This window comes from Pseudoblastomonas marina (genome assembly GCF_034374265.1).
In the GTDB taxonomy this organism is placed as follows: domain Bacteria; phylum Pseudomonadota; class Alphaproteobacteria; order Sphingomonadales; family Sphingomonadaceae; genus Alteriqipengyuania_A; species Alteriqipengyuania_A marina.
In genome coordinates, this window is the sequence record NZ_CP139718.1 from 63317 (window position 1) to 77509 (window position 14193).

Genomic DNA, 14193 nt, shown 5'->3' on the forward strand with positions numbered 1-14193 from the left:
GGGGCGATGGCCTCCCGCCCCCTCATCCTCGCCGCCGGCGCGCTTGCCGCGCTGGGCATTGCCGCCGCCAGCCACGCGGCGCTCTCGCCTGCCTTCATGGCCGGGCTCGAAGCGCAGGCTGCGGCGGTGACCGAAGGTGCGGTCACGGTCGACTTCCGCACCCGCAACGGATCCTATTCGCGCCATCCCGAACTGTCGGGCGCGCGCGATCTCCATCCCGACGAGCGCCGCCGGCTGGCGCTGGCTGTGTCCGCTCTACCGGGCGTAGGCGGGCCGTACTGGCGGCGCGAAGAGCGTCGCCAGATCACCCAGGCCGCGGCCGAGGATCCGCTGTTCTGCGAGCGGCGCATCGATGCCATCCTCAAGACACGGACGATCCGCTTCGCCGAGGCCAGCGCGCGGCTCGATCCGACCAGCGCCGCGCTGCTTGACGAGGTGGCCGACGCGCTCAAGCCTTGTATCGGCAGCCGGATCGCAATCATCGGCCATACCAACGATAGCGGCGATGCGGCAGTGAACCTCGCCCTATCCGAACGCCGCGCCGACCGCGTCCGCCTGGCGCTTGCGCGGCGCGGCATTCCCGCCGTGGAATTCGTGGTCGAGGGGAAGGGCTCGGAAGAACCCGTCGAAGGTCTCGACCCGACAGACCCCGCCAACCGGCGGATCGAATTCGAATTGCTGCAGAAAGCGCCACTCGTGCCGACTGCCGTAGACACACCGGGAGCCGGTTGAGATGCCGCTACTCGCCGAAATCATGGTCCTCGCCCTGATCGCCTATACGATCGGTTTCGGGCTGGGATTGCTCATCTGGAACAGGGGTAAGAGCGATGGCTGAACTGATCGAAACGCACTGGGTAGCGCTGCTGCTGGTGCTGGCACTGGGTGTGTTCGTCGCGTGGTGGTTGTTCGGTCGCAAGAAGCCCGAGCGCGAGCGCCATGTCTCGCCCGACGTGCTCGACGAAGGCGCGGCCCCCGCCAACCGCAACCAGGCGCTGATCGACGCGCCGCCCGCTGCCGCGGCGATGGACCAGCTCGCCGGATCGGGGACCGTGGTGTCGGCCGCGGGGGGCGAGGACGAGACCGAAGTGCACCTTGCCGAGGACAAGGCTGCCGCCGCGGCGGCCAGGGCCAAGCAACCAGAATCCGAAACCCCGCCCGCGACGCCGCAATCCCAGGCCGAAACTGCGGGGGCGGCCGATGCCGGTTCCGCCGACGAACTTGCCAAGATCAAGGGGGTCGGCCCCAAGCTGCGCACCCAGCTCGCCGAAATGGGCGTGACCAGCATCGCCCAGATCGCGGCGTGGAGCGAAGAGGATATCGACCGGATCGACGGCCAGCTCGGACGCTTTTCGGGCCGTATCCGGCGCGACAACTGGGTCGAGCAGGCCAGGCTGCTCGAAGCGGGCGACCGCGCCGCCTACGAGGCCAAGTTCGGCAAGGTCTGAAGGAAGGCGGGCGAGCCCGCAGGCGTCACTCGGCTTCGGACTCGTCCGCGACCGGCGGCTCGGCCGCCTCTTCGAGGTCTTCGCTCTCGGCGCGGCAGCTGCGCAGCAATTCGCGCGTCAGCGGACTGGCGGGAAGGCGCAGCAGGCCGCCGCCCGGCAGTGTCGCGCTGAAGCGATCCTCGAGGATCCGCCAGCGGCGATCCTCGGACTCGAGACTTCCCGTCCAGCGGTCGGGCGGCTGGGCATCGACCGGGATCCGCAACCGGAGGTTGCCCACCAACGCGAGCAGCGCGGCCTTGCCTTGCGGCGCATGCCAGTGCCGTGTCATCGCGATCCGGGTGACCCCGAAGGCGCCTTCTTCGCAGGCCATCGAGAGCAGCGGCGGCGATCCCTCGACCCCGAATTCGATTCTTCCGTCGCTACCCTCGCGCCATTCGGCGTCGTCGGGCTGCTCGGGAGCGGGCGGGGCCGGTACGGGCGAGGGCGTGTTGGTGACCAGCGGCACCCGCACCTCGTAATCGGCCTGGTCTTCGCCCGCCGCGCGGTCGCCGCCCGAACAGGCGGCAAGCAGGGGGGGCAGGATGAACGGTAGGGCGCGCTTCATGGAAGGCGCGGTTTAGGCCGCGCCGGACAGGCTGTGAAGCGCGCCGACGGGGCTTTCCCCGGCCTCGACACACCTAGCGGCAGTCGCGGATCACCTGGCGCATCTGCTCGGCGGTGGGCACGCGGATCTCGTAATCCGCCCCATCGTCGAGCCGGATGCTGATCGGGTCGGGTGTATCGAGCAGGAGGCCGGCTTCGTCGCCCGCCGGGTCGAGCGTCGCGCGCCACATGGCGCCGGTGCCGAGCTCGGTCTCGACGCCCTCGACATCGGCGCGGAACAGCTCGCCGCCCGATCGTACTTCGAGGATCCGGGCTTCGCCGGCGGTCGCGCCCGGGGCGAACCAGTTGAACAGGACGCGCTTGTCGCCCTCATCGGGTGAGTCGCAGCGCAGCGTCAGCATGCCCTCGCTGTCGGGCGGGCCGTAGAGCGCGGACTGGCTCTCGCTCTTGTAATACCAGCGCCGCCCGTCCTCGCCTTCCTCGCTCTCGCTGTCGACGGTGGGATCGAAGGCGGGCGCGCTCGTTTCCGCCTCGTCGGGCACGATGGTGTCGTCCGCGGTGTCTTCTCCGGAAGAACAGGCGGCGAGAGCCAGCATGGTCGCTGCTAGAAGGGCGCTGCGCATCGTAATCTCCCTCGTTCGATCCTTCGCTCCACAAACTGATCGTCGGCGCGCCTGTTCCGGCGCGGCGCGCGCGTCAGCGGTTGCGGATGAAGGCGCGGATATCGGCCGACAGCTTCGCCCGGTCCTCGTCGCGGATATACATCATGTGGCCCGCGTCGTAATATTCATACGCGACACGATCCTGCGGGATGCCCATGCGCTTCAACGAATATTCGGCCCCGAAGAACGGGGTCGCGAAATCGTACCAGCCCTGCGCGTTGAAGACCCGCAGCTGCGAGTTCTGGCGCATCGCGCGGCCGATGAAAGGGGCGACGTTGAGATAGGCGTTGCGGCCCTGGCCCGGCAGCGACCAGTCCCAGTTGCGCCCCGGCTCGCTGCCGATCGAGTTGTAGCCGCGATCGGTCTCGAAGCCGAGCGTCTCGCGCGCCCACTGGTTGATCGCGGCGGTATAGCCCGCGTCGATCCCGTAGAAGCTCGGGTCGGAATCGGGGGTCTCGCCGGCATCGTCGTAATCCTCGCCGGTGTAGCGCGCATCGAGCCGCCCGATGGTGAGCCCGCGATCGCGCAGCAATTCCTTGTAGAAGCGCTGGCTGGTGACTCGCAGGTTGGCCTGGTCGAGATATCGCTCGGACAGGCCGGTGAGGCGCGAAAGCTCGGCGCGCACCGCGGCGCGCTCGGCATCGGGCAGGTCCTGCCCCTTGAGCAGCGCGGTGGCGAACGGCCCGATCGCGAATTGCCGCGCCTCCTCGGCGATCGCCTCGACCGAGGGCGCCTCGACCTTGCCGTGGTAATAGGCCGCCGCCGCCATGTTGGGCAGGGTGACGATGTAGGCCATCTCGTTGCCCGGCGTCGGCTCGCGCGCGGCGAAATCGAGGATCGTCGAGATCAGGATCAGCCCGTTGAGGCCGACATCGTTGTAGGTCGCGCCTTCGAGTTCATCGACCACCATTGCGGTGCGGGTGGTGCCGTAGCTTTCGCCGCCGAGATATTTGGGGCTGCCCCAGCGGCCGTTGTCGTTGATCCAGCGCCGGATCACCTCGGCGACCGCGCGCGCATCCTGTCGCAACCCGTAATAGTCTTCCGGATCGGCCTCGTCGGTGAGGTAGCTGAACCCGGTGCCCGGCGGGTCGATGAAGACGAGGTCGGCGACGTCGAGCAGGCTGTCGGGGTTGTCGACCAATGGATAGGGCGGCGCGCCGTCGTCGCGCGCATCGGAAGGGATCGCGACCCGCTTCGGCCCGAACGCGCCCAGCTGCAGCCACACCGAGCCCGAACCCGGCCCGCCATTGTAGATGAAGAACACCGGGCGCGACGTGTCCTTCGGGTCCTTCACGTAGCTGGTGGTGACGATCACCGCCTCGGGCTCGCCCTTGTCGGACTTGAGCACGGTCTCGCCGATCGTCGCGGTGTAGCTGATCCGCTGTCCGCCGAAGGTGCCGGACAGGTCGCGCGACTTGACCTGCGGCTCGATCGTCTCGGCCGGTGCTTCCTTTTCGGCGTCCTGTGCGAGGGCCGGTTGGGCCGAAAGGGCGAGCAGGCTTGCGGCGCACAGGCCGGCGAGGATCGGGCGGTATTTCATGTCGGTTCTTCCCCCTTGTTCGCAGCGACCTATGCCCATCGCGCAACGGCCGCGTCAAATGCGCCCGTCGATCAGGGTTTGCCGCCCATCTTCTTGTAGCGGGTCTTGCCGTAGCGCGTCTTGCGGGTGCCCGGTCGCCCGGCGTCGCTGCGCCCGACCAGCGGGGCCTTCTTCTCGCCGTCGCCGAGGCCGAGCTCGTCGTTCTCGAGCTTGCGGATCTCGTCGCGCAGGCGGCCGGCTTCCTCGAATTCGAGGTCGGCGGCGGCGGCCCGCATCTTTTTCTCGAGGTCCTCGATATAGGCGCGGAGGTTGTGTCCGACGAGGCTCTGGGTCTCCTCGGCAGCACCGTCCTCCTCCTTGTTCGCATGGGCGGTGATGTCGGCGATCGCGCGCTTGATCGTCTGCGGGGTGATCCCGTGTTCCTCGTTATAGGCGCGCTGCTTCTCGCGCCGGCGCTCGGTCTCGGCCATCGCGCGTTCCATGCTCCCGGTGACGCGATCGGCATAGAGGATCACGCGGCCATCCACGTTGCGCGCGGCGCGGCCGATGGTCTGGATCAGCGAAGTTTCGGAGCGCAGGAAGCCTTCCTTGTCGGCATCGAGGATGCAGACCAGCCCGCATTCGGGAATGTCGAGCCCCTCGCGCAACAGGTTGATGCCGACCAGCACGTCGTAGACGCCGAGCCGCAAGTCGCGGATCAGCTCGATGCGCTCCAAGGTTTCGACGTCGGAATGCATGTAGCGGACCCGCACGCCCGCCTCGTGCATGAATTCGGTGAGGTCCTCCGCCATCCGCTTGGTCAGCGTGGTGACGAGCGTGCGGTAGCCGTTGGCGGCGGTCTTCTTGCACTCCTCGATGCAATCCTGGACCTGGTCCTCGACCGGGCGGATATCGACCGGCGGATCGATCAGCCCGGTGGGGCGGATCACCTGCTCGGCGAACACGCCGCCGGTTTCCTCCAGCTCCCAGCTCCCCGGCGTGGCCGAGACCGCGATGGTCTGCGGGCGCATCGCGTCCCACTCGTTGAAGCGCAGCGGGCGGTTGTCGATGCAGGATGGCAGGCGAAAGCCGTATTCGGCCAGCGTCAGCTTGCGACGATGGTCCCCGCGCGCCATCGCGCCGACCTGCGGCACCGTCTGGTGGCTCTCGTCGACGAACAGCAGCGCATTGTCGGGAAGGTATTCGAACAGGGTGGGCGGCGGCTCGCCGGGGAGGCGCCCGGTGAGGAAGCGCGAATAGTTCTCGATCCCCGCGCAGGAACCCGTCGCGGCGATCATCTCGAGATCGAAATTGGTGCGCTGCTCCAGGCGCTGGTGCTCGAGCAGCTTGCCCTCGGCCTCGAGCTCCTTGAGCCGCTCGGCGAGCTCGAACTTGATCGCCTCGGAGGCCTGCTTCATCGTCGGGCCGGGCGTGACGTAGTGCGAGTTGGCGTAGATCCGCACCTTGTCGAGGCTCGCCCCCTTCTTGCCGGTGAGCGGATCGAATTCGCTGATCTCCTCGATCTCGTCGCCGAAGAACGAGATGCGCCACGCCATGTCCTCGTAGTGCGAGGGGAAGATTTCGAGATTGTCGCCCCGCACGCGGAAATTGCCGCGCGCGAAGGCGGCGTCGTTGCGCTTGTATTGCAGCGCGACGAGCTTGCGGATCAGCTCGCGCTGGTCGACCTGCGTGTCCTTCTTGATGTCGAAGATCATCGCCGAATAGGTCTCGACCGAGCCGATACCGTAGAGGCACGAGACCGAGGCGACGATGATCACGTCGTCGCGTTCCAATAGCGCGCGGGTGGCCGAGTGGCGCATTCGGTCGATCGCCTCGTTCACCGAGCTTTCCTTCTCGATATAGGTGTCCGACCGGGGCACGTAGGCTTCGGGCTGATAGTAGTCGTAGTAGGAGACGAAATACTCGACCGCGTTGTTGGGGAAGAAGCTCTTGAACTCGCCGTAGAGCTGCGCGGCGAGGATCTTGTTGGGCGCGAGGATCAGCGCGGGACGCTGGGTTTCCTCGATCACCTTGGCCATGGTGAAGGTCTTGCCCGAGCCGGTCACGCCGAGCAGCACCTGACTCTTCTCGTCGCTCCTGATTCCCTCGACCAGCTCCCTTATCGCGGTCGGCTGGTCGCCCGCGGGCTCGTAATCCGAAACCAGCTCGAATTTCTTTCCCGGCATCGATTTCTCGGGACGCGCGGGTTTGTGCGGGACGAACTCTCCGGTGGTATCGGGTTCTTCGAGGCCGCGCCGGATGATCAGTTCTGCCATGCGCGCACATATGGGGAACACAGGCGCAGGCTGCAACGCGCTTGAGGATATGGCAAGGCGTGCTAGCCTTGCGTCCTAGACATCAGGGGAGAGTTCGCATGCGCCGTCCCGTATTGTTCGCCACCTTCACCGCTGCTGCTTTCGGCCTCGCGGCCTGCGGCAGTCCCGATGCCGACGCCGATGGCGACGGCGAGATCAGCCTCGAGGAAGCCGCCGCGAAATCTGACGAGATGGTCCGGCCCGAGCCGGGCCTGTATCGCGCCACCACCGAGATGATCGACATGCAGATGCCGGGCGCACCGCCCGCGGTGCGCGACATGATGAAGGGCATGATGGGCGGCGGTGAGGAGACCAGCACCTTCTGCCTGACTCGGGAGCAGGCCGAGAAGGGCTTCGAGGAAATGGCCCGCCAGACGCAGGAGGGCGCCGATTGCGCGTTCGAGAAATTCGACGCCGACGGCGGATCGATCGACGCGGTGATGACCTGCCGCGGGTCCGAACGCGGCGAGGTCCGCATTGCGATGCAGGGGACCGGTACCCGCACCTCGTCCGACATGACGATGACGATGGATGCGCGCGGGCCCCAAGGACAGTCGATGACCATCAAGACAAGGTCGCAGCAGGAGCGCATCGGCGACTGCGAAGGCTAGGCACGGGTCGCGTTGCGTCGATGCTCTCGGAAACATAGCCGCCCTGCGGCGTTCGAATCCCAAGCAACCAACAAACGGGGCGATGGACGGCGCAATGGCCGCGGCTGAAACCGACAAGACCAATCAGACCGGGCTGCGCGCTTTCGCCGAGGAAGCGTCGCGCCGGATCGATCTCGCGCGCGAGCCCTATGACGATGCGAAGCTCCGCAAGCCGCCGCTGCGCCGCTTCCTGTCCGAGTTCAACTACATGCTCGAACCGATCAAGCGCGCGCGGGCCAAGCCCGATATCCGCCCGGCGGCGAGGCCAAAGCGGGTGATGCTGATCCCCGGTTTCGGCGCGCATCCGTGGCGCATGCGCTACATGGCGCAGCAGCTCGAACGCGCGGGACACCGGGTCAAGCGCTGGGGCATGGGCTACAATTTCGGGCCCTCGCCCGAAGTGTTCGACAAGCTCGAACGCCGGCTCGAAAAGGTATTCGAGAGGAAGGGCGAACAGCTTCATCTCGTTGGCTGGAGCCTCGGCGGGATCTATGCCCGCGAACTGGCCAAGCGCCATCCCGAAAAGGTCGCCAAGGTCGTGACGCTCGGCTCGCCCTTTTCCGGCGACCCGCGCAACAACAATCTCTGGCGGATCTACCCGCTGGTGACCGGCCACGCCGTGCACAGCCCGCCGATCGAGGCCGATGTCCATGCCAAGCCACCGGTCGAAACGGTCGCGCTGTGGAGCCCGGCCGACGGGATCGTCCATGCCAGCTGCGCGCGCGGCCGACCCGACGAGCGCGACCGCGAGGTGGCGCTGCGCTGCTCGCATATGGGGTTCTGCTACGAGAAGGATTCGATCGAGGCGATCGCTGCAGAACTCGACGACGAGCCGCGCGGGCGCGACGAAGCATGAGCGAATTCTTCGACGAAATGCGCATGCCCGAGGGCGAAGTGCGCGAGGCCTATGCCGATTACGACAAATGGTTTTGGCAGCAGGACGCGAGCTGGCTGCGCAAGAAGGCCAAGGAGGCCGAAGGCGTCTTCCGCAAGACCGGGATCACCTTCAACGTCTATGGCGAGGACGCGGCAGAGGAACGGCTGATCCCGTTCGACATGGTGCCGCGGATCATCGCCGCGCGCGAATGGCGCAGCCTCGAAAAGGGCATCGAACAGCGCGTGCGGGCATTGAACGCCTTCATGCACGACATCTACCACAAGCAGGAAATCCTGCGCGCCGGGATCATGCCCGAGCGGCTGATCCGCGACAACGACGCGTTCCTGCCCGAAATGGTGGGCTTCAACCCGCCGGGCGGGATCTACACCCATATCGTCGGCACCGACCTCGTGCGCACCGGACCCGACGAATTCTACGTGCTCGAAGACAATGCCCGCACGCCCTCCGGCGTCTCCTACATGCTTGAAAACCGCGAGACGATGATGGCGATGTTCCCAGAGCTGTTCACGCGGGTCGGGGTGCGCCCGGTGCAGGATTATCCGCGCCGTCTCGCGCGCAGCCTCGCCGCCTGCGCGCCCGAGCGCTGCGAAGGCCGGCCCAAGCTCGGCGTGCTGACGCCGGGGATCTACAATTCGGCGTTCTACGAACACGCCTTCCTCGCCGATCAGATGGGTGCAGAGCTCGTCGAGGGCAGCGATCTGCGCGTGGTCGACGGCAAGATCGCCATGCGCACCACGCGCGGCTGGCGCGCGGTCGACGTGCTCTATCGCCGGGTCGACGACGAATTCCTCGATCCGCTCACCTTCAATCCCGACAGCATGCTGGGCGCGGCCGGCATCATGGACGTCTACCGCTCGGGCGGGATCACGATCGCGAATGCGCCCGGCACCGGGATCGCCGACGACAAGGCGATCTACAGCTACATGCCCGAGATCGTCGAATTCTACACCGGCGAACGGCCCAAGCTGAAGAACGTCGAGACCTGGCGTTGTTCGGACGAGGACAGCCTCAAATACGTGCTCGACAACCTCGCGGAGCTCGTGGTCAAGGAAGTCCACGGTTCGGGCGGCTACGGCATGCTGATCGGCCCCGCCGCGTCGAAGAAGGAGCTGCGCGAATTCCGCGCCAAGCTCGAGGCCAATCCGCAGGGTTATATCGCGCAACCGACGCTGTCGCTCTCGACCGTCCCGATCCTCAGCCGCCAGGGCCTCGCCCCGCGCCATGTCGACCTCAGGCCCTACGTGCTGGTCTCGCCCGACAAGATCGACCTCGTGCCCGGCGGACTCACGCGGGTCGCGCTCAAACAGGGCAGCCTCGTGGTCAATTCCTCGCAGGGCGGCGGGACCAAGGACACCTGGGTGCTCGATGACTGATCGGGTGATCCCATGATGCTCGGTCGGAACGCCAACTCCATCTTCTGGATGTTCCGCTATCTCGAGCGGGCCGAGAACACGGCGCGCCTGCTCGAGGCCGGTTTCCGCATGGCGATGACGCGCGACGAGTTCACCAGCCAGGAGGAATGGCGCTCGGTCATCCAGACCGCGGGAATGCGGCGGGCCTACGAGGCCGAGCACGGCACCTATACCGGCATCCAGGCGTGGAATTTCGTCCTGCGCGACAGGAAGAACCCGCAAAGCGTGCTGTCGATGGTCGAGAACGTGCGCACCAATGCGCGCGCGGTGCGCAACATGATCAGCCGCGAGTTGTGGGAGACGATCAACGAAAGCTGGATGGAGGTGCGCGACCTGCTGTCATCGCCGGTCCAGCAGACCCAGCTCGGCGACGTGATCAACGCGATCCGGCGCGAAGCGACTCTGGTGCGCGGGGCGATGGAAGGCTCGATGCTGCGCACCGACGTGTTCAATTTCGCGCGCATCGGTGGATTCATCGAACGCGCCGACAACACCGCGCGCATCCTCGACGTCAAATACTACCTGCTGCTGCCCACGCTCAGCCATGTCGGCGGCAGCCTCGACAACATCCAGTGGGACAGCGTGCTGCGCTCGGTCGGCGGCGACCGCGCCTATCGCTGGCTCAACCATGTCGGGGTCGAGGCCAAGAGCCTCGCCGACTTCCTCATCCTCGACCGCCGTTTCCCGCGCAGCCTCGCCTTCGCCTACGGCAAGATCCGCAGCAACATGGCGAACCTCGCCGAGGCTTACGGCGAGGAAACCGATGCGCATATCCTGCTGCGCGATATCGATACGCGGCTCTCGGACCTGTCGGTCGGGGAGATCATCGACGAGGGCCTCCACCAGTTCATCCTCGGCTTCCTGTCCGACAACCAGCGCCTCGCCGATGCGATCGCGCGCGATTACCGCTTTATCGAATAGGCCGACCACACCAAGGAGCATCGCCCATCCGCCTCAAGATCCGCCACGAGACCCATTACGAATTCGACGCGCCCGCGCATTACGGGCTGCAGCGCCTGCGGCTGACGCCGAAGACGACTCAGGGCCAGACGATCCTCGACTGGCAGATGAGCGTCGAGGGCGGTACGCGGCAACTCGAATACGAGGACCAGAACCACAACCACATCACGCTCGTTTCGGTCGACGAGGGGGTCGAGCAGGTCGTGGTCTCGTGCGAGGGCGAGGTCGACACCGCAGATTATGCCGGAGTGATCGGCAAGCATGCCGGGCACCTGCCGCTTTGGGCCTTCTGCACCAACAGCGACAAGACCCGTCCGGGCCGCGCGATGAAGGCGCTGCTCGGCGAGTTCGACAGCAGCAAGGTGCGCGATGTCGGCCTGCTGCACGAATTGTCGGCCGCGATTCGCGACCAGGTCGGCTACGTGAAGGGCGCGACCCATGCCACGACCAGCGCGGAAGAGGCGATGGCGGCAGGCAGCGGCGTGTGCCAGGACCATGCGCATATCTTCCTCGGGCTGGCGCGCGAACTCGACGTGCCGGCGCGCTATGTCAGCGGCTACCTGATGATGAACGACCGCGTCGACCAGGAGGCCAGCCACGCCTGGGCCGAGGCCCATGTCGAGGGGCTCGGCTGGGTCGGGTTCGATATTTCCAACGGTATCAGCCCCGACGAACGCTATGTCCGCGTCGCTACCGGGCGCGATTATCGCGAGGCCGCGCCGATCACCGGCCGGACGCAGGGCGCGCGCGATAGCGGGCTCGAAGTGCGGCTCAGTGTGGAACAGCAGCAGCAGTGATATCGGATGCGGACCCGCATCCTGAGTCATTTGTTTGGCCTCAAGCGCCGGCGGGGCCATACGGCCCCTTAGTCTTCCGGGCCTGACCGGCCCGTGCGTGCGCTCGCACGCGTGCGCGCTGCCGCGCGCAAATTGAGGACGGATATTGCGATCAAGCGCTTGGCGGACACGACCGAGGCGGTCGCCCGAGGCCGACTAGGCCGAGGCAAGGCCGCCCGCCCGCCCGCAGGTGCCCCGTAGCGTAGCGAAGGGAACAGCACCGAGGATGCTCGTGCGGATGCGCGGGCGTAACCACAAAAGACTCCTCTCGGGAACATACCGCACCCGCTTCCCGTCCTTACCTCAAACAAGGAGGAAAACCTTCATGACCTATTGCTGCGGACTGATGCTCGAAAAGGGGCTCGTGTTGATGAGCGACACGCGGACCAATTCGGGCGTCGACAACATTTCGGTGTTCCGCAAGATGTTCCATTTCCGTGTGCCGGGCGAGCGTTCGATCGCACTGATGACCGCGGGCAATCTCGCCACCACGCAGGCGGTGATCAGCCAGCTCGAGGAGCGCACCAAGGCCCCCGACGAGCGCGAGAACGCGCTGTTCGGTGCGGAGACGATGTTCCAGGTCGCGACCGAAGTCGGCAAGCTGCTGCGCAAGACCGTCGCCGAACGGCAGAAGGCGAACGACCGCGAAGGGACGCGCAGCTTTTCCGCCTCGATCATCCTCGCCGGGCAGATCGCCGGGATGGAGCAGCGGCTGTTCCTCGTCTATCCGGAAGGAAATTTCATCGAGGCCTCGCGTGAAACACCCTTCTTCCAGATCGGTGAAACGAAATATGGGCGTCCGATCCTGCTCCGCGGTTACGATCGCGACATGAGCTTCGAAGACGCGGTCAAATTGCTCCTCGTAAGTTTCGATTCCACTATCGCTGCAAATCTTTCTGTCGGAATGCCGTTAGATTGCATGGTCTTGGAAAAAGATTCTTTCGACGAACCGCTCCACCAGCGTCGCTTCGACGGAAACGACACCTACGTCCGTTCGCTATCGGGACAGTGGAGCGAGTCGCTGCGCCAAGCCTTCAACAACCTGCCCGACTACAGTTTCTACGACATGGAGGATTGACCGCCTCGGAAACCCGATCATCGGGCTACGAGAGGCAATTGTTCGGGTGCAGGCACTTAATAAGTTTGTTAATGGGTCGGGAATAATTTGCATTGGTAGCAACGCATTCTGCGGCTGTGCGGGTCTTTTGCCGATATCATGTCCCGAGGGGACGGTTGACGGTTCCTGCTGCTCCAGCCGCCAACGGCAGGTAGAGTCCATGGACCATGCAGGCACCATCCACATCGTCGCGTCGAGCAGCCGCGAGCGCGCCACGCTCGCACGCCACGCCTACGATCTCGGGCGCCACGCCGAACTCTACGAAAGCTCCGACGAACTCGCTGTCCGTGCGCCGGGCGAAGGGCTCGTGCTCGTCTCCGAGAGCGAGGATGGTGGCCGCAGCGAGCGCCTGATCGATGCGCTGGCGAGCAAGGGATGCTGGCTGCCCGTAGTCGCGGTGAGCGAGACTCCCTCGCTCGAGCACGCGGTCGCTGCGGTGAAGGCCGGTGCGCTCGATTACATCGCGCTGCCCTTTTCGACCAAAGCGCTCGCTTCGAAGCTCGCGACGATCGAGGCCGAGGCAGCCGCCCTCGCCGCCAGCCGTCGGCGAGCGATCGCTGCGCGGCGCCGGATCGAAGAGCTGAGCCGCCGCGAACGCGAGGTGCTCGACCTCCTCGCCTCGGGCCAGTCGAACAAGCTGATCGCGCGCGAGCTCGGGATCAGCCCGCGCACGGTCGAGATCCACCGCCACAACATGATGCAGAAGCTCGATTGCGATCATTCGGCGGCCGCGGTCCGGATGAGCGTCGAGGCCGGGCTCGAACCCTCGGATGCCGGCGAGCAAACCTCGCCCTCGATCCTCGGCCTGCCGAGCGATCGGGAGGGCAAGCGAAAGGCGGACGGGCTAACCGCGTCCTGACCGCTCGCCAGGTCAGCGGCAGTAGCTGCCGCCCCCCAGTTCGAGGTGGAAGTGATCGCGGTGCGCCGCGTTGTAGCGCGGGCCGAGCACCGTGCCGAACCGCTTGCACGCGCTGTCCTGCACCACGCGCAGGAATTCGCGCTCGTCGGCATCGCCGCCGTCCCAGTCGCTTTCCAGCGTGATCCGCCGCCCGTCCGAGAGGACGAAGCCCGACACGTCGATCGCCTCGGCGGTGGCGTGCGCGCTGCGGCGCGAGGACCCGGCGATGTTGCGGCACGAATAACTGCCCAGCGTCTCGATCCGGACCAGCGATGCGCCGAGCATCTGGCGCGCGGCGCGATCGACCCCGTAGCGCGCCCAGCCGGCGAATTTCTCCGCCAACGGACAGGATACAGGGCCGAGATTGCTGACCTGGAACCCGCGCGAATCGCCCTGCAGCCCGACCAGCTGAACGCTGTCGACCGTGGCGCATCCGGCGCCGTAATACTTGTCGGGCAGCGGCGTGAAATCGGCCTTGCTCGCCCCGAGCTGGGCGACGCAGCGCCCCGCGGTGACCGGCGGCAGCTGGGTCGATCCGCCGAAGCTGCGGTCGATCTGCGGTGCGGGCCGCCGATAGGTCGGGTCGCTCGATTTCACGGCGTAGGAAGGGTTCGCCGAGGAGTCGGACGCGCCCATCATGCCGTCGGGAATGATCGAACAGGCCCCCAAAAAGGTTACCAGCGACAGCGATGCGATGTGTTTGAACATGCCATCGTTCTGGACCGGACTTGGGAAAGAATGAGCAAGCGAACGCGGTTAACGGGCATTTTACCGTGTTGCGGGCCGCGCGGGAGGACCGCCTGTGCATGGGAGGCGTTTCGCACTTGCACAAAAGCCGGGAGCCATTAGGCCTGTCGTCGGGCCACGCGGTCCCAACG

Annotated in this window: 14 protein-coding genes; 9 read left to right on the forward strand and 5 right to left on the reverse strand. The window is 66.2% G+C overall.

The features are described 5' to 3' along the window. Positions 1-6 precede the first annotated feature (6 nt). Both T8S45_RS00245 and T8S45_RS00250 read left to right on the forward strand, forming a co-directional pair. The gene (locus T8S45_RS00245) at positions 7-732 is read left to right on the forward strand and encodes an OmpA family protein (protein ID WP_322294232.1); all 726 of its coding nucleotides are present in this window, start codon (positions 7-9) and stop codon (positions 730-732) included. 95 nt (positions 733-827) lie between these two features. Next, positions 828-1445 carry a helix-hairpin-helix domain-containing protein gene (locus T8S45_RS00250; RefSeq protein ID WP_322294233.1) on the forward strand — a complete coding sequence of 206 codons (618 nt, stop codon included), beginning with the start codon at positions 828-830 and terminating at the stop codon, positions 1443-1445. 25 nt (positions 1446-1470) lie between these two features. Here the strand turns inward: T8S45_RS00250 and T8S45_RS00255 are convergent, their stop codons facing one another. The 4 genes from T8S45_RS00255 to uvrB all read right to left on the reverse strand — a co-directional run bounded on the left by T8S45_RS00255 (position 1471) and on the right by uvrB (position 6505). Then, positions 1471-2049: a hypothetical protein gene (locus T8S45_RS00255; RefSeq protein ID WP_322294234.1), complete on the reverse strand. Its 579-nt coding sequence runs from the start codon at positions 2047-2049 to the stop codon at positions 1471-1473. Between the two features lie 73 nt (positions 2050-2122). Further along, positions 2123-2671, reverse strand: coding sequence for a hypothetical protein (locus T8S45_RS00260; RefSeq protein ID WP_322294235.1), 549 nt, complete (start codon positions 2669-2671; stop codon positions 2123-2125). 73 nt (positions 2672-2744) lie between these two features. Beyond that, the gene (locus T8S45_RS00265; RefSeq protein ID WP_322294236.1) at positions 2745-4250 is read right to left on the reverse strand and encodes a S10 family peptidase; all 1506 of its coding nucleotides are present in this window, start codon (positions 4248-4250) and stop codon (positions 2745-2747) included. 71 nt (positions 4251-4321) lie between these two features. Next, a complete protein-coding gene (gene uvrB / locus T8S45_RS00270; protein ID WP_322294237.1) occupies positions 4322-6505 on the reverse strand; it encodes an excinuclease ABC subunit UvrB in 2184 nt (727 codons plus the stop codon). A gap of 98 nt (positions 6506-6603) precedes the next feature. On the opposite strand from uvrB, the gene T8S45_RS00275 reads away from it, so the two are divergent. From T8S45_RS00275 to T8S45_RS00305, 7 genes are all read left to right on the forward strand, one after another. After that, the gene (locus T8S45_RS00275) at positions 6604-7155 is read left to right on the forward strand and encodes a DUF3617 domain-containing protein (RefSeq protein ID WP_322294238.1); all 552 of its coding nucleotides are present in this window, start codon (positions 6604-6606) and stop codon (positions 7153-7155) included. A 94-nt stretch (positions 7156-7249) separates the two neighbouring features. Next, positions 7250-8050: an esterase/lipase family protein gene (locus tag T8S45_RS00280; protein ID WP_322294239.1), complete on the forward strand. Its 801-nt coding sequence runs from the start codon at positions 7250-7252 to the stop codon at positions 8048-8050. Beyond that, positions 8047-9465 carry a circularly permuted type 2 ATP-grasp protein gene (locus T8S45_RS00285; RefSeq protein WP_322294240.1) on the forward strand — a complete coding sequence of 473 codons (1419 nt, stop codon included), beginning with the start codon at positions 8047-8049 and terminating at the stop codon, positions 9463-9465. Before T8S45_RS00280 ends, T8S45_RS00285 begins: the two co-directional genes overlap by 4 nt. A gap of 15 nt (positions 9466-9480) precedes the next feature. Beyond that, positions 9481-10425, forward strand: coding sequence for an alpha-E domain-containing protein (locus tag T8S45_RS00290; RefSeq protein WP_322295247.1), 945 nt, complete (start codon positions 9481-9483; stop codon positions 10423-10425). 38 nt (positions 10426-10463) lie between these two features. Beyond that, the gene (locus T8S45_RS00295; RefSeq protein ID WP_322295248.1) at positions 10464-11261 is read left to right on the forward strand and encodes a transglutaminase family protein; all 798 of its coding nucleotides are present in this window, start codon (positions 10464-10466) and stop codon (positions 11259-11261) included. Positions 11262-11625: 364 nt separating this feature from the next. Then, positions 11626-12378: a proteasome-type protease gene (locus tag T8S45_RS00300; RefSeq protein WP_188641130.1), complete on the forward strand. Its 753-nt coding sequence runs from the start codon at positions 11626-11628 to the stop codon at positions 12376-12378. A 199-nt stretch (positions 12379-12577) separates the two neighbouring features. Then, complete coding sequence (locus T8S45_RS00305) at positions 12578-13276, forward strand: response regulator transcription factor (protein ID WP_322294241.1); 699 nt, start codon at positions 12578-12580, stop codon at positions 13274-13276. 12 nt (positions 13277-13288) lie between these two features. On the opposite strand, the gene T8S45_RS00310 is transcribed toward T8S45_RS00305, so the two are convergent. Beyond that, complete coding sequence (locus T8S45_RS00310) at positions 13289-14023, reverse strand: extensin family protein (protein ID WP_322294242.1); 735 nt, start codon at positions 14021-14023, stop codon at positions 13289-13291. Positions 14024-14193: the final 170 nt, after the last annotated feature.